Below are 16,951 nucleotides of genomic sequence, written 5' to 3' on the forward strand. Positions count from 1 at the left end.
AACTCAAACCAATCAATCCGATTATCTTTTTAATATGACAATGATTGCTTGGATATTTTTTTACGCAAAGTCTCTAAGATGGTATTTAAGATATCATCATCATCTTTGCTTGGGGCAAGTATGGATTCTTTGATATCTTCATCATAGATGATGGTTATATTTTGAGTGTAATTAGAAATAGCTTTTACTTGGAGAGAATTTGCCAAAATCTTGATCATAATGATTTGAAGAAATTGCAAACTCATCACATCGAGCTTTCCAAATCTATCTTCAATCTCACCTTCTATTTCATAAACTTCAGAAACTTCTTTGCATAATGAAAGTCGTCTGTATAATTCTAATCTAAGCCTATCACTTGCAATGAGTTCGGGATTGAGATACCCACTTACACTAATCTTAAGCTCTACACTTGTAGGATTTTGGAGATTTGAGCCACTTAGATGCGTGATAGCATCTTCAAGCATTCGCAGATAAAGTCCATAGCCTATGTTTTTGATATGCCCACTTTGAGCTTGTCCTATAAGGTTTCCTCCTCCTCGTATTTCAAGATCGTGATAAGCGATAGATGCCCCACTGCCCAAATAAGAATTTTTTTCTAAGGCAAGAAGACGCTTTTGAGCTTCTTGCGAGAGAGTTTTTTTCTCATTCACAAGAAAATAGCAATACCCTTCTTTATTTCCACGCCCTACTCTTCCTCTGAGTTGATGCAAATCAGCAAGTCCAAATTTATCGGCCTCATTAATGATGATCGTATTAGCATTTGGCAAATGTATGCCCGATTCTATGATAGAGGTGCACAAAAGCATATGATATTTTTCCTCTGCAAAATCAATCATAATATCTTCGCTTTCTTCAGAATGGATCTGTGAGTGCAAAATAGCAATTTTTAGATTAGGAACGAGTGCTTGAATTTGCTCTTTAACTTTGTTGATAGTGGCAATATTATTGTGTATATAAAATATCTGACCATTCCTACGCAATTCCCTATGAATAATTTCTTTAAGCAAAACAGAAGTATTTTCTTTGACAAATGTTTTGTTTGGTTGTCTTTGAATAGGAGGGATGAGCAGAGAACTCATACCTTTTATCTGCGAAAGTGCCATATTTAAAGTTCTAGGAATTGGGGTAGCGGACATACTTAAAAGGTGGGAATCTTTGCTGAGATCTTTAATAATTTCTTTTTGCTTAACACCAAATTTATGCTCTTCATCCACAACAATAAGACCAAGATTTTTAAATCTTGCATTCAGTAAGGAGTGTGTTCCTACAACCACATCAATCTCACCATCAAGAAGTTTTTTGATGATCTGAGTTTTGTGAGATTTCACAAACCTATCAAGCTTGGCAATCCTTATTCCAAATGGCTCTAATCTATTTTTAAGCGTATTAAAATGCTGATTGCACAGCAAGGTTGTAGGCACAATCAATGCAGATTGATAACCACTTTTATACACAGCAAAAATCGCATTGAGTGCTACCTCTGTTTTACCAAAACCAACATCTCCACTCAAAAGCCTATCCATAGCTTTTCCACTACTCATATCAGCAAAAATTTCTTTGATAGAACGTTCCTGATCACTTGTTAGAGTAAAATGACAAGAATTTTTAAAACTCTCAAGCTCTACCAAAGAAGTATCAATTCGTTTTCCTTCAATCAAATCACGTTCTGCAGCAAGCTGAATGATAGCATCTGCGATTTCAAAAAGTTTGATTTTTACCTTTTCTTTTAGTTTTGCAAAGCTTCCTTTACCAAGCTTATCCATAATCGGAACATTCCCAAAAGGTGCTATGTAGCGTTGTATCATATGCAGATTTTCTACAGGAAGAAGGAGCTTGTCTTGTCCTTGATAAATAATCTCAATAAAATCTCTTACACTCCCGAGTATGGTATTTTGAGTGATGCCTTTAAACATACCAATTCCATAATCATCATGAACCACATATTCTCCGCTATTAAGTTCATCAATACCAATCTTAGATTTTTTTTGTTTCTGCGTCCTTGTGTGTGTATTTAAAGAAATAATAAGCTCTGAAGGAGTAGAAATATTAATAATGCAATCAGAAATCTCGCACTTAAGGGATTCATTTAACGTTAGGTTTTTAAAAAGTGCTTGATTTTTTCCAAGAAGCGTGATGGACTTTTTTGCATTGAGTTCAATGATGGAATCTAAAACTCTTATATCCACATCAATATCAATACTTCCATCTCTGGGTTTATCAAGTACTTTTAAAGAAGTAAAATCCCCTAAGGTTAAAGATGAGCTATTTTCAAAGGAAAAAATCTCTTCAGCCTCTTTTAATGCTTCCATACTCAAAACGCATTCATAAGTTTTAATAAAATAAGTGCCATCTTCTTGTAAAAACCAAAAACCAAGCGAAGAAATATCCTTACTAAAGGCATCAAAATCGCATTGAGAGATTTTTTCTGTTAAGAGGTTGTATTTGCTCTCATCTAAACTAAACAATGCAGGGGGAATATCAATACAATCATATTCTATTTTATCGCTGATTTGAGTATCAGGATCAAATGAACGAATACTTTCACATTCAGTATCAAAAAAACTGATTCTATAAGGAAGAGAGAATGGGGGAAATATATCAATAATATCCCCACGAAAACTAACTTCACCTTCAACTCCCACAATATCAACATTCTCATAACCATAATACAAAAGTCTATTTTTGAGTTCAGTAATATCAATAGAGGTATTTTTTTTAAGAGTGAAACTTTCAAGCATTCTAGAAATAGGTAAAGGATAAAGCAAGGTAGAGATAGGAGAAATTAGCAGAGGATTAGGGGTGCTGTAAAATTCCCTTAACTTCGCGAGCAATTCGCTAAATTCACTCACAAAAGAACGCATATCATCGCCCATTCTAGCTCTTAGATCTGGTAAAACAATTGGACTAAGAAAAGTTTTTTCCTTGCAAAACTTTGCAACCTGATAAGCTTGTTGTGCTTCCTTGAAATCTTTTGTGATTAAAATGGATGTTTTAAATCCATTTTTAAAAGCATAATAAAGGCTAGATTGTATCATTTGTAGGTTTGTTGATAGGTGTTGTTTTGTGAATTTTATCAGTTGAACTTTGTTTTGTCTTGCTTTCGCCCATAAAAATACCTTTTCTCTCAATCACTAACTCTGAAGTGATAATTTTACCATCAATATATCCAAGTGGTAAGATCTCAACCACCTCAGATTCTGTAGTGCCGTTAAATTTTCCACTCACAATCAGTTTTTGTGCGTAGATCTCTCCAGTGACAAAACCACTTTTTCCAATCATTACAGTATTTTTGGAATTGATATTTCCTTCAAATTCACCATCAATGTGCAAATGACAATCTGTATTGATTTCTCCTTTTAGTTTTGTCCCTTGAGCTATAATGGTTGCTGGTCCCATTTTTCCTGTCCCCCCATTAGATTGTTTATTGTCGTTAGTAAAGATTGCCATCTGATTGTCCTTTCTTTTTCAAATATAGAGTCAAAATTTTTCATATCCCACTTCACGAAATTCATCGGGTCAATGGGTTGGTTTAAAAATCGCACTTCATAATGCAAATGGGGACCTGTGCTAATCCCAGAGGTCCCACTATAAGCAAGAAGTTGGCCTTTTTTAACAAACTGTCCATTCTTAACAGCGATTTTATTAAGATGTGCATAATAAGTTCTAAACCCAAAAGAATGAGTTATTTTTACAAGTTTTCCATATCCGCCATTCCATCCATCTCCTGCAAAATCCACCACTCCATCAGCAGTAGAATATATAGGCGTATTCACAGGGGTTCCAAAATCCAAACCTGTATGCTTGTGGAGTATGTGTAAAATAGGATGCATTCTATTGCCAAATGGTGCTGAAATTCTCCTATATGATTCTAAAGGTCTGCCATTGGGGATAAATTTCATAATAAAAGCTTTCTGTGCTCCAGTGATAGAGGCAACATCAATTCGAGAAAGAAGACTTTCATTTTTTTCACCATCATATTCATCTTTTGAAACTCCAATAATCCCCTCAAGATCATCTACCCTATCTCCTGCAAGCGCAATCTCTTCTAAACGTTGATTAATTTCTTCATTTAAATAAGAATTTCTTTTGAGCATTTTTTGATACTGTTGATTTATAAGAACACTTTTTGTATTGATATCTTTGATTTCAGAACTAAAAACACTGATAGAAACAACCAAAAAAAGTACAATTCCCAAAATAAAAAGCAAGAAATACAAACTAAGTTGGCGAAAAATCATACTGACATTAATATGGCGACTACCATTTTTATCTGTAATCATTAAAACAAGCCTTTTATCAAGGATCATTTTTTCTTGCCTACATCAAAATCATCACTCTGATAACTGAGCTTATAAGTCTGAAGTTGTGCCATATCTTGGATAGTCCAAACCAAACTTTTCCAATCAATGGAAGCGTCGTGATCAAAAACTTCTTCAAAATTATTCGCATTCCAAGCTGTGTATATCGCAGGATCAAGCACCTTGCCTAAAAATCTCACCTCATAATAAAGTTTATCGCCATTTGAATTCCCCGTGTGGCCACTATAGCCGATGAGCTGACCTTTTTGAACAAAATCCCCTTTTTTCACAAGAGATTTCTCAAGATGTGCATACATAGAGCTAAATCCAAACGAATGACTGATTTTAATAAAATTACCATAACCATTGCTAGAATTGCTTTTGGCAATATCAATCACACCATCAGCTGTTGCATATACGGCAGTCCCCTGAGGTGTTGCAAAATCATAGCCTGTCGTGCTTGTGTTATTGATTTTTTTCATAGAGCGGGATTTTTGATAAGCAAGATCCTTAGATATATATGAACTGATGGGTTCTCCATTTGGAATCAAACTCAAAATAAGAGTTTTTTGGGATAATGAAAGATCTTGTAAATCTATTTTTTCGTATTTTGAACTCTCACCAGTGGTTTTTTTAACACTAACAATATTTTCTAGATCATCAATTTTTTGACCTACAACTGCAAGTTCTTCACCTTTTTGCTTGATTTGATCTTTTAAAAAATTATTTTTTTGATAAATATATTTGTATTCAGAAATGGCAACATTTTTTTTGAAAGCAATATCATCAATTTTTTCCATCAAAAACTTCATCAAAAAAAAGCAACTCAAAAGAAGTGCTGCAAATAAAAAGCAAATAAAAAGAAGTATTTTGGTCGCATTTTTTGGCAACCGAAACTGTCTTGAACCAGATTCATCCACGATCGTAACCACAAGTTTATCTTGCACCTGATTCCTCCAAAAATTGTTTCACCACACTGAAAGAACCGAACACTAAATATTGTTCCTCTTCTTTGATCTTTGAAGGCTCAAAAAAATCAAATTCAATGTGCAAATTTTTAATAATCTGCTTTAACTCGCTCTCCTCAATAATCCTTTCATTCTGGACTCTTATGATTAGGATCTTCTTGACAATAGGTTTGAGCGTTTTGAGTATAGATTTCACGTCTTTTTGCTTATAAGTATTATACACTAGGATTACTTTCTTATTCTCAAAAACTTTTAGAATTTCTCTAGCAGCTTGTTCATTATGCCCAACATCAAGGACGATATTGTGGGAAATGCTTTGACATCTGCCTATCAAATTTAAAGCGGGAAATTGTTCCACATTAGGGTAAATATCTAGATAATTTAACACATTTATGGCAGTATGAAAATTATGTGCTAAAAATTCAGGGAGAGAGTATTTTTTAGAATAAGCAATTCCCTCCTGCGTAGAATGAACAAAATAGAGCTCAGAATTTTTCTCATCTGCAATCTTTATTGCAAGTTCTCTTACAATAGAAAATGACTGTTCAGCAAGAAAGGCAACGCTAGTCATAGAATTGAGTTTTGTAGTAGCAATATCTTGAATACTCTCTCCTAATATTTCTTGATGATCTAGCCCAATAGTCGTGAATACAGAAATATCACGAGAAAGACAAGTGGTAGAGTCATACTCTCCTCCCAAACCTGCTTCAAGCACTAGAAAATCTACATCTTGAGCTAAAACACAGGCTAAAAAAGTTGCATACTCAAAATAACTAGATTCAAAAATAAAATCAAATTGTTGCAAAAATTGATGAGCTTTTTCAAGACTTTTTTCATCAATAATCTTCCCATTTTTATAATAACGTTCGTTAAAATCAAACAAGTGAGGAGAAGTGAAATGTAAAACCTGATATCTGGCTTGAAGTAGCCCTAGAGTAATAAATCTCCCCGTGCTTCCCTTTCCGTTTGTTCCTACGATATGGATAGTCTTAGATGGATTTTTTAGATGAGGGGATAATTTGCTATAGATATTTTTTGCACGATTTGGATCAAAACGAACATATTCAGCTCCCTTTGATTGCAATAATTCTTTCAGAGGATTTTTAGTTGCAACATCTTGAGTTGTTTGGATTATTCCCATTCAACTCTATTCCTGCCACTATTTTTTGCTTTATATAGAAATTTATCAACTGAATCAATCAATTCAAATTTATTATTATAAGAAGCTCTTTCTGCTATGCCTATACTTGTGGTGACTTTAATTTTTTGTTCTTTGTAAGTAAAATTAGTCTGTTCTATGGTTTTACAAATTCTCTTTGCAAATTCTTTGGCTCTTTCCAAATCTGTATTTGGCATCAAAACAAGGAATTCATCGCCTCCATATCTGCCTACCATATCCGTTCCTCTACAATTTTGTTTTAAAATATTTCCAAAAATCCCTAACAATTTATCCCCTGCAGTATGACCGTAAATATCATTCACATTTTTAAAGTTGTCTATGTCAAAAAACAGTATTGAGTAATTGATTGAATGCTCTCTGAATTGCTGTTCATAAACCTCTGCAACTTTGTCAATATATTTTCGATTATACACATCAATGAGATTATCAAGCTTGGATTGCTCTTGAATATTTTTTACATACAAAGACAGTGCATTGAGTTCATCATAAAGTCGCTTGATGTTTTCTTCTTTGTTTCTCAAGGTATCATTAACTTCTATCATTTTCTGATAAATAATGTCAGAAAAATCCATGAGCTTTTGTTTTTCTTCTTTTACATCATTTTTTTCATTTAGGGATTCTTTAAAGGTCTTTATCTTTTCCATATGTTGAGTATTGCTATGGATAATACCATCAAGTTCAGATAAGACATCAAACGTATTTCTTTTGATCTTATTGCCATTTTGATCTAAAAGTTCTGGATTCAAAATAACACAATTTTCATCTTTAAAATCAGCAATTTCCTTTAAATGAACTAAAAAATCCATATCATTGATACTTTGTGGAGATTCTTCAAGCCTAGCTATAGCTTCTTTAAAATTAATCTTATAATCCTTCCATGGATTCATTAATGTGATAATAATAGAAAGAATTTGCTCTTGAATCTTTAGATATTCTTTCTTTTTAGCAAAATCTTCCCAATTTTTTAGCAGAGCTTTGATAGCTTCGATATCTTCTAATTTTTCTCTAATAAATAGCTCAGGATAGTCTTTTTTTATCTGCTCACTTGAAAGTTTAAAAAGCATATCTAATAAAATATCAATCAAAAGCACATTGTATTGAATATGGTTTTCATTCTCTGAAGTGTTTGAAACATTTAAAATTTTAATGAGACGCTGAATAAACTCCTCTTTTGTTTCAATGTTGTAAGCAAGCATATTTTTCATTTTTTGGTTGATTTGATCAAAATATTCCTGAAACCACGGACCACCTTCAAAAGAAAACTTCTGTCTTTGTAATTCTTTAGCTAAAAAATCAACACGTTCTTCTTCTGAAGAATTAGCAAGTTTGTCTAACTTTCTAAGAATTTTCTGAATTGTGCTTTTGACATCTGCCATTTAAAATCCTAATTTATTTATAATTTCTTCTTGTTATTATATTACATTTTACCTTGATAGGAAACTTGTGTTATAAATTTATCAACTGTCTGACTTGTAGCCTGTTCAATTGCATAAAATCGGTTATTGTAAGTAGTAAGAGGATTTTCTAAAGAAACAGAATAATCATAATATCCGTTATTTTTAAAGGTTTTTGATTGTCCTCTTTTATTTTTGTATGTAAAAGTTACATATGCAGTAGCACGATAAAATGTAGTGAATCCCTGTTCATTGGTCGCAATTGAAGTGTCACTCACATCTGTTATTTCAATAGTAATGATTGAATCAGCATCTTTTTGGGATGTGAGAGTGTTCTGGAATCTTGAAATGATTGCTCGATTGAGTATATCTTTTAATTGTACGGAGTTTTCAGGGTTAGGCAGATTGACAATGAGTTTTACATAAACACTATCACCCAATACTTTTTGAGCATAATAAGCTGAAGGAAGATAGCCACAACCATAAAAAAATAAAAAAATACCTAAAGCAAGAAAAAATCTCATGACTTTGCAACAAAATTCACAATTTTATTAGGAACAACAATCTCTTTGAGAATCTCAGAGCCTTCAAGCCATTTTGATACAATGATTTTACAAGCCTCTAAAAGTTCCCTTTCATCCGTATTGGGCGAAATTTTTATCTCACCACGTTTTTTTCCATTAATGCTGATAGGAATTACAATACTTTGAGCCTCTAAAGCGGCTTTGTCTATAAAAATTTCAGACATATTATTTAGATCAAAATACTCTTTACTGATCTCCCAACAAATATGAGGGATAATTGGCTCAAGGATATTCATCAATATAAAGTATCCTTCAGTCCAGATAATGCCATTATCTTGTTCGCCTAAAGCATTCAAAGCCTCCATGCACGAAGCGATCAAGGTATTAAATGCATACCCAGTTTGCTTTTTATCAAAAATATCATTGGATTTACTCAAAGCTTCATAAATTTTTTTTCGTGCAGCCTTCTCATTCTCATTCAAACTAGAATGATCAATTTTGGGAATAACAGTTGTGGGAGAAATGTTCTTTGATCTATCCCATAGACGTTTTATAAAACGATAAGCACCCTCTAGTGCATTATCATTCCATTCCAATTCTTTAACAGGAGGTGCTGCAAAAAGAACAAATAACCTAGCTGTATCAGCTCCATATTTTTCAATGATAGCATTTGGATCAACCACATTGCCTTTGGATTTGCTCATTTTAGCACCATCTTTTAAAACCATACCCTGCGTGAGTAAATTTAAAAAGGGTTCATTTGAATCTATATAACCCAAATCTCTGAGTGCTTTTGTAAAAAATCTAGCGTACAATAAATGTAATATTGCGTGCTCAATACCACCAACATATTCATCTACATCCATCCAGTATCTTGATGAAGCTTCATCAAAAGGAACCTTATCCCAAGTCTGTGCAGGAGAAGTGTAACGCAAAAAATACCAACTAGATTGCACGAAAGTGTCCATCGTATCTGTCTCTCTGTTTGCATCACCCCCGCACTCGGGGCATTTGCAATACTTCCAAGTAGGATGTTTATCTAATGGATTGCCTTCTCCATCAATAATCACATCTTCAGGAAGGCTAACTGGTAAATTTTCATCTTTTTCTGCAACCAAACCACATTTTTCACAACGAATAAGAGGTATGGGTGCTCCCCAATATCGCTGACGAGAGATCCCCCAATCTTTAAGTTTATAGTTTGTGATCGCCTTACCTAAATCAGATTTCTGAAAATATGCAATGATTTCATCACGTGCTTCTTGTGAAAAAAGTCCATCAAATTGACCACTTGCTTTAAGTTTGCCCTCTTGTATATAAGGAAGTTCTGAAGGAGTTTTTTCTCCAATAATTACTTCTTTTATAGGCAGATTATATTTTTGAGCAAAAAGAAAATCTCTCTCATCGTGTGCAGGAACACTCATCACACCTCCACTTCCATAATCCATCAATACAAAATTTGCTACCCACACGGGTAAGAGTTCTTGAGTAAGAGGATGGATCACAAAAATTCCTAAAGGCACACCCTCTTTTTCACTCATAGATCGTTCTTTGGTTGCTGTATTTTGCATTTTTATAATTTTATCAGCCATATCTTTTTGCAATAAATCATCTCGCAACAAGCTTTTAACAATAGGATGTTCAGGTGCTATTGCACAATAAGTAACCCCATAAATTGTATCCGCTCTTGTGGTAAAAACTTCTATTTCTGAAATACCCCTGACCAAGCTTTTGCTTTGTTCATCAAGTTTAAAAGAAAAGCTCAAGCCTCTTGATTTCCCTATCCAGTTTTTTTGCATTACAAGTACTTGAGATGGCCATTTACCTTCCAAAGTATCCAAGCTATCTAAAAGTTCCTGTGCATAATCTGTAATCTTGATATAATACTGATCCATTTCTTTTTGAATCACTTCTGTATCACATCTCCAGCATTTTCCATCAACGACTTGCTCGTTAGCTAAAACAGTTTTATCGTTTGGACACCAATTCAAATAAGCTACTTTTCTATAAATCAAACCCTTTTTCCACATATCAATAAAAAATCTCTGTTCCCATCTTGTATAATTGTTATCACAAGTGGCAAATTCTCTTTTATTAGAAAAAGAGAGTCCTAAACTCTGTAATTCTTTTTTCATATTCTCAATGTTACTATAAGTCCATTTTTTTGGATGTGTTTTATGTTTAATAGCAGCATTTTCAGCGGGCATTCCAAAAGCATCAAACCCCATAGGATGCAACACGTTATAATTATTTTTTCGATAGAACCTAGCAATGGCATCACTGATACAATAATTCCTCACATGACCCATATGAATAGCTCCACTTGGGTAGGGAAACATACTTAATATGTATTTTTTAGGTTTAGAAAAATCCTCAGAAGGTTCGTGAATATCGTTATTTTTCCAATACTCTTGCCATTTTTTTTCTATCTTAGAAGGAGTGTAGGAAGCATCCATATGAGTATCCTAATAATCAGAATCAACAGATTTAGCACTCTCAACTAGCATCAGTGCCAAAGAAAAAATATTTGCAAGCAAAGCTCCAATAATAAGAACATAGGATACACTCAAATTATTGAAGACTTGCAAAAAAATAAAAGCAGGGATCAAGTGAAAATCAGCGACTAGAGAACTAGCTAATAATTCTGAAGCAAGCTGCTTTTTAACTCCAATTTTGAGTGTTGTAGAAATGAGATTGAGTGCTAATGCAATGAAAAGAATCACAACATTAGGATCCCACAAAAAACCAGCAGTGGAAGTTAGAGAACCTAAACTAAAAAAAATGAAAATTACCTTACCCCAGTCCATATATTTTCTCCTTAAACACGACCATTTTCATACATTTGTCGTAATTGTTTTTTTTCTTGAGCTTTTTTTGCTTTTTTAACTTCTTTGGCGTGATATTTTTCTATGTTAAAGCCAAAAATGATGGCTAACTTTGGTGCTACAAACATAGAGCTATAAGTTCCAAAAACTACTCCAATAAGCATTGGCAAAGAAAATCCAATGATAATTTCTCCACCAAAAAGATAAAGTGTTAAAACCACAAAAAATACGGTCAAAGAAGTCAATAATGTTCTAGAAAGAGTGCTAGAAATAGCTTCATTTATAACTTCTTCAATATTGCTTGTCTTGTTTGTAAGCATTTTTTCTCTAATCCTATCAAAAACAATAATGGTGTCATTGATAGAATATCCAAGCAGAGTGAGCAATGCAGCTATGACCTCCAAATTTAGATCAATGTCAAACACAATAACCGAAGCAGCAGTAATGATAACATCGTGCACCAAAGCAACAATTCCAGCTAAAGCAAAACGCCACTCATAGCGAAAACTAACATAAAGCATCATTGCTAAAGTTGCCATAACTAAAGATAATATGCCTTTTTGGCGTAATTCATTTCCAACTTTTGGCCCTACAGTATCTAATTTTCGGATCTCAAACTTCCCAGTAGGTTCTAAAATTTTATTGATAACAGGACCTAGATCTTCATTTTCAAAAGCTTCAACAGCGGGAATTTTTATCGATACTTCCTCCGTAGAACCAAACTCACTAACCTGCACACCTTTAAAACGTAGATCTACTTCAAGAAGCTTACGAATCTCTTCTATTGGTGCAGTTTTGTCATACTTTAATTGTGCAACACTCCCACCAGCAAAATCAATACCAGGCGTAAAGCCCTTAAAAAACAATAAAGCAAAAGCTCCTATGGTCAAAAAAACTGATAAAATAAGCCCGTATTTGGAATATTTAACAAAATCAAAAATCCTGACTTTTTTAAAAATTTCCATTTTTAATCCTTTTTTGCAATGCCAAACCAAAAATAAAGATGCTTGGTTTTAGAGATTTTTGGCAAAATAGCGAGATAAAATCCTTGTGTTCCGATAATAGCTGTAATAATTGAAGCTACAATACCAATACCTGTAGTGATTGCAAAACCTTTTATAGCACCTGTTCCATAGGCATACAAAAGAACAGAAGCAATTAAAGAAGTAATATTAGAATCAAAAATAGCCCTAGAAGCATTCAAATAACCCATATGAATAGATCTTGATATGTTTTCTCCAGCACGCAGAGCCTCTCTGATGCGTTCATTTATAATGATGTTAGCATCTACAGCTATCCCTACAGTCAAAACAATACCTGCCATTCCAGGCAATGTCAGAGTAGCCCCAAAGATAGCCATCACAGCAATAATCAAAAATAAATTAATCACAAGAGCAACAGAAGCGATCACACCAGCCATAGAATAATACACAATCATAAACCCAACAACCAAAATAAATCCACTCACAAGAGCCACCATAGAAGCTTTGATACTATCTTGTCCCAAACTAGGTCCAACGCTTCTTTTTTCCAAAACCTCAATAGGTGCAGGTAAAGCTCCACTTCTTAAAGCAATCGCCAAATCACTAGCTTGCTCAACACTAAAGCCTCCACTAATCTGACCACTTCCCCCACCAATGCGTTCGCGGATAACAGGAGCAGAGTAGACTTTACCATCTAAAACAATAGCCATTCTTTTATTGACATTCGCTCCTGAAAAATCTCCAAAGATTTTGGCTCCTTGAGAATCAAGAGTGAAGCTGACAACTGGTTGATGATTTTGATCATAGCTGACTCTAGCATCTGTAAGCATATTTCCATCTAGAATAGGAATTGCTTTAAGCAAAATTTTTCCATCTTGTGAGTTTGCAAATGGGAGAATCACATCACCATATTTCTGGGCTTGTAAGTCATTCATGGAATATACCTGTGAATTTCTATCCTCATCAACTGCCATCATTTGAAGATGGGCGGATTTTGAAATCAATTCTCTTGCCCTCTCTTCTTCCTGAGCAGTTTTAATTCCAGGAAGTTCAACCAAGATATACTCTTTTCCTTGCTTGGTAACACTTGGTTCAGTCAGACCAAATTGATCAAGACGATTTCTAATGGTTTCAATAGCTTGAGATATTGCATTTGTTTTAATAGTAGCTTCTTCAACGGGAGTAAGGACAATAGTATAATGAGAATCAGAAGAATCAATATTGATTCCATTGAATCTCTTAAGTATTGATGATAGCTTATCAGCATCATCTGTATCTATAAGATCAAAACTCAAACCACTTAAATCACTCTGCAAATCATCAAGAAGAATATCTGTCCTTCGTGCTTCATGGGAAATAGAAGATGCCAAAGAAGAATATTTACTTTTAATCGCCTCATCAGTCTTCACACCCAAAAGCAAATTCAGACCACCTTGAAGATCTAAACCTAAATTTATTTGGGGACCTTTAGTATGAAACAAAGAAGGAATAGAAAATGCCACCCCAAAAATTATGGCAAGAATAAAAAGCAAAAGCCTAGCATTGAGTGTTTGTTTCATCTTTTAAATTACTTTGTATTATCATCAAGCTTATAGCTCACGAATTCTTTTGCAAGTTTCACAACCGTTTCATCATTGAGCTTGACACTAAAAAATGTTTCCTCTGACTTGATAACTTCACATATAAAACCACCCTGCGTGACTATCTTATCACCCTTTTGAAGATTTCCAAGCATTTCTTTGTGTTTTTTTTGTTGAAGTCTTTGTGGTCTAATAATGAAAAAATAAAAAATAGCAAACAATACTATAAGTGGCAATATGGAAGTAGCAATTTCTTGAAAATTCTGCATAGATATCCTTTTACGTGTTTAGATTTGAGTGTATTTTATCATTTGTTTCATTTAATTTTGTTTAGGTTTGAATTTGTATATCACATTCAGATAAAGCACCCCAATAACCCCAGAAATTAAGGATCCTATTAAAATAGAAATTTTTGAGACCTCCATTGATTCAGGATGAGAAAAAGCAAGATTTGAAACAAACATTGACATCGTAAAACCAATCCCTGCCAACATGCCTGCTCCCATAATATGTCCCCAAGTCACCCCCTCTGGTCTTGAAGCGATCCCTAGTTTTTCGCATAAAAAGGTTATAGCAAATATCCCTACAGGTTTGCCCAACACTAATCCCAAAATAACCCCCAAAACAATATGGTCAATATTGAAATGGATCTCACTTCCAATATTCACTCCAGCATTAGCAAAAGCAAACAAAGGCATAATAAAATAAGCACTGTAAGGCTGAAGAAAATGCTCTAAACGCCCCAAAGGACTACGAATAGACTTCACTCTATCTTGAATGGACTCCAAGACTTCTATTTGTTCTTCGCTTAATGGAGCGATTTCATAAGTGTTTAAGGGAGAATCCATATGGGCATTTTTAGGGACTTTCACTTGAAATTGTTCAGCAAGGTTTTTGAGAAACTGTGTGAAGTTCTTGCGAGGAGTTTTAGGCCTAATGGGGATGGTAAAAGCTAAAATTACTGCGGCTATCGTAGCGTGAATCCCACTATTATGGATTGCGAACCAAAGCAAAACCCCTAATATCAAGTATGGCAAAAGATTTTTTACTCCTATTTTATTCAAGAAGATAAGTAAGGCAACAATAACACCCCCACCAATAAGCCAAAGCAAATTCAAGCTAGTCGTATAAAAAACTGCAATAACAACAATAGCACCCAAATCATCAGCAACCGCCAAAGTAACCAAAAATACCTTAAGAGGCATAGGGACTTTTTTGCCAAGCAACATAATCACTCCAAGTGCAAATGCAATATCAGTCGCCATAGGAATTCCAAATCCATGATAAGAGCTTGTACCAGCATTGAGTGCATAATAAATCAAACCTGGCACGACCATACCACCAAGTGCAGCAATAGCAGGAAATGCAGCTTTTTTAAACCCTGATAATTCTCCAAATAACACTTCACGTTTAATCTCAAGACCCACCATTAAGAAAAACAATGCCATCAATACATCATTAATCCAATGATGTATTGAAAATCCAATGAAATATTCGCCAAAATAAAAACCAAAATCAGTACGCCAAAAATTAAAATAGTACTCACCCAAAGGAGAATTTGCTACAATCATTGCCAATACGGCACTTATAAAAAGAAAAATACCTCCAAAAGATTCGCTTCTAATGAAATTCACAAATACATTTTTAAGGCCAACTTGAGTTATTTTTTCAGTGTTCTCCATAATAAACCTTTCTATTTTTTCTAGTACTGATAATCATACTGATAATTCCAAAAATTGCTGCAATCAAAGAACCGCACAATATAGATATCTTTGAAAGATTGATAGCATCTACACTTTCATAAGCAAGATTGGCAACAAACATTGACATTGTAAAACCAATTCCAGCTAAACATCCCACAGCAAAAATATGTCCATAACTCAAACCCTTAGGTCTTATAGAAAAATTAAGTTTTTCACTAAGATAGGCAAACACAACAATTCCAATGGGTTTGCCCACTACAAGCCCTAATATCGTCCCCAATAACACACCTTTCATTTCAAACTCAGTGTCAAAAATACTTTTTAACATATCAGCGTTAATGACCACCCCAGCGTTGGCAAAAGCAAACAAAGGAACGATAAAATAAGCACATAAGGGCTGGAGTGCGATTTCAATTCTAATCAAAGGATTTTGAGCGTATTTAGAATATTTTGCAATCGTATCAAGCATATGGACTTGTTTGCTAGTTTTTTCCATATCAATTTTTTTTTCGATATTTTCTCCTGAAGTTATAAAATGCTTGATGTTTTTCCACGAAGAAGCAAAAAAACCAAGATTCTTATCTTCGCTATGAACCTGCAAATCTCTTCCATTGTTAGTCATAAAATTTATCTTATGCCACTCTTCCATCATATTCATAAAATAGGTTTTAGTGATATTAGATCTTCCTGGTATTGTGAGTGCTAAAATCACAGCAGCAACTGTAGCGTGAATCCCACTATTATGGATTGCAATCCATAATAAAACCCCAACAGCAAGATAACTAGAGAGATATTTGGTATCAGTATAATTAAGGTAGATCAATACGCAAATAAGCCCAAGAGAAACATACAGCCATCCCATATTTAAGGTGTGAGTATAAAATAATGCAATGACACTGATAGCCCCCAAATCATCGGCTACTGCAAGTGTTACCAAAAATATCTTGATCACTGGAGGCACTCTTTTGCCTAGCAATAATATGACCCCAAGTGCAAAAGCAGTATCAGTACTCATGGCCACACCAAAACCATTTGCAAAAGGAGTGCTATGGTTAAAATGTATGTAAATAGCAATGGGTACAACCATTCCTCCGAGTGCTCCAAAAACAGAAAAACCTACTTTTTTAAACCCTGCAAGTTCTCCATAAAGAACCTCACGTTTCATTTCTAATCCAACCATCAGGAAAAAAAACGACATCAACACATCATTGATAAATGCTAAAAGTGACATCCCACTATTTTGATGTCCTAGACCAAAACCATCAATAAATCCCCCAAATTGTAGTTGCCAAAGGCTAAAATACTCCTCACTAAAATCAGAGTTTGCGATTACCAAAGCAAGTAAGACACAGAAAAATAACAACAAACCCCCAAATGATTCGTGTCCTATGAAGGTGTGGAGACCTTTTTGAAGTTTATTTTTTACATAGTATGCTGAATTTTGAGATTTTTTATCCTGCTTACCCACTCTTAATATCTCTTCCATAAAACTCCTA

14 protein-coding genes are annotated in these 16,951 nt (G+C 34.1%); all 14 read right to left on the reverse strand.

Going from position 1 to position 16,951, the window contains the following annotated elements; all coding sequences use genetic code 11:
- Positions 1-29: 29 nt before the first annotated feature.
- From mfd to nhaA (BKH42_RS03135), 14 genes are read right to left on the reverse strand one after another with little or no spacing between them, the layout of a single operon-like run.
- Positions 30-3,035 (reverse strand): transcription-repair coupling factor, encoded by a 3,006-nt coding sequence (gene mfd / locus BKH42_RS03070; protein ID WP_095294776.1) that lies wholly within the window; start codon positions 3,033-3,035, stop codon positions 30-32.
- Entirely contained in the window at positions 3,022-3,447 is a 426-nt protein-coding gene (locus BKH42_RS03075; RefSeq protein WP_095294778.1) for a polymer-forming cytoskeletal protein, read from the reverse strand. The genes mfd and BKH42_RS03075 overlap by 14 nt, the downstream gene beginning before the upstream one ends.
- Positions 3,375-4,307 (reverse strand): M23 family metallopeptidase, encoded by a 933-nt coding sequence (locus BKH42_RS03080; protein WP_095294780.1) that lies wholly within the window; start codon positions 4,305-4,307, stop codon positions 3,375-3,377. The genes BKH42_RS03075 and BKH42_RS03080 overlap by 73 nt, the downstream gene beginning before the upstream one ends.
- On the reverse strand, positions 4,304-5,245 hold the full coding sequence (locus tag BKH42_RS03085; RefSeq protein WP_095294782.1) for a M23 family metallopeptidase: 942 nt from the start codon (positions 5,243-5,245) through the stop codon (positions 4,304-4,306). Before BKH42_RS03085 ends, BKH42_RS03080 begins: the two co-directional genes overlap by 4 nt.
- Complete coding sequence (locus BKH42_RS03090) at positions 5,235-6,407, reverse strand: Mur ligase family protein (protein ID WP_095294784.1); 1,173 nt, start codon at positions 6,405-6,407, stop codon at positions 5,235-5,237. Before BKH42_RS03090 ends, BKH42_RS03085 begins: the two co-directional genes overlap by 11 nt.
- Positions 6,398-7,822 (reverse strand): GGDEF domain-containing protein, encoded by a 1,425-nt coding sequence (locus BKH42_RS03095; RefSeq protein WP_095294786.1) that lies wholly within the window; start codon positions 7,820-7,822, stop codon positions 6,398-6,400. The genes BKH42_RS03090 and BKH42_RS03095 overlap by 10 nt, the downstream gene beginning before the upstream one ends.
- A gap of 41 nt (positions 7,823-7,863) precedes the next feature.
- The gene (gene lptE, locus BKH42_RS03100) at positions 7,864-8,364 is read right to left on the reverse strand and encodes an LPS assembly lipoprotein LptE (RefSeq protein WP_095294788.1); all 501 of its coding nucleotides are present in this window, start codon (positions 8,362-8,364) and stop codon (positions 7,864-7,866) included.
- Positions 8,361-10,820, reverse strand: coding sequence for a leucine--tRNA ligase (gene leuS, locus BKH42_RS03105; RefSeq protein ID WP_095294790.1), 2,460 nt, complete (start codon positions 10,818-10,820; stop codon positions 8,361-8,363). The genes lptE and leuS overlap by 4 nt, the downstream gene beginning before the upstream one ends.
- 9 nt (positions 10,821-10,829) lie before the next feature.
- Positions 10,830-11,171, reverse strand: a complete 342-nt coding sequence (locus tag BKH42_RS03110; RefSeq protein ID WP_095294792.1) for a DUF6394 family protein — start codon at positions 11,169-11,171, stop codon at positions 10,830-10,832.
- Positions 11,172-11,182: 11 nt separating this feature from the next.
- The gene (gene secF, locus BKH42_RS03115) at positions 11,183-12,154 is read right to left on the reverse strand and encodes a protein translocase subunit SecF (protein WP_095294794.1); all 972 of its coding nucleotides are present in this window, start codon (positions 12,152-12,154) and stop codon (positions 11,183-11,185) included.
- A 2-nt stretch (positions 12,155-12,156) separates the two neighbouring features.
- Positions 12,157-13,731 carry a protein translocase subunit SecD gene (gene secD / locus BKH42_RS03120; protein WP_095294796.1) on the reverse strand — a complete coding sequence of 525 codons (1,575 nt, stop codon included), beginning with the start codon at positions 13,729-13,731 and terminating at the stop codon, positions 12,157-12,159.
- Positions 13,732-13,739: 8 nt separating this feature from the next.
- Positions 13,740-14,021 carry a preprotein translocase subunit YajC gene (gene yajC / locus BKH42_RS03125; protein ID WP_095294798.1) on the reverse strand — a complete coding sequence of 94 codons (282 nt, stop codon included), beginning with the start codon at positions 14,019-14,021 and terminating at the stop codon, positions 13,740-13,742.
- 51 nt (positions 14,022-14,072) lie between these two features.
- The gene (gene nhaA / locus BKH42_RS03130) at positions 14,073-15,434 is read right to left on the reverse strand and encodes a sodium/proton antiporter NhaA (RefSeq protein WP_095294800.1); all 1,362 of its coding nucleotides are present in this window, start codon (positions 15,432-15,434) and stop codon (positions 14,073-14,075) included.
- Positions 15,421-16,941 (reverse strand): Na+/H+ antiporter NhaA, encoded by a 1,521-nt coding sequence (gene nhaA, locus BKH42_RS03135; RefSeq protein WP_095294803.1) that lies wholly within the window; start codon positions 16,939-16,941, stop codon positions 15,421-15,423. Before nhaA (BKH42_RS03135) ends, nhaA (BKH42_RS03130) begins: the two co-directional genes overlap by 14 nt.
- Positions 16,942-16,951: the final 10 nt, after the last annotated feature.

The sequence above is a fragment of the Helicobacter sp. 13S00482-2 genome (assembly GCF_002272795.1).
Lineage (GTDB): Bacteria > Campylobacterota > Campylobacteria > Campylobacterales > Helicobacteraceae > Helicobacter_J.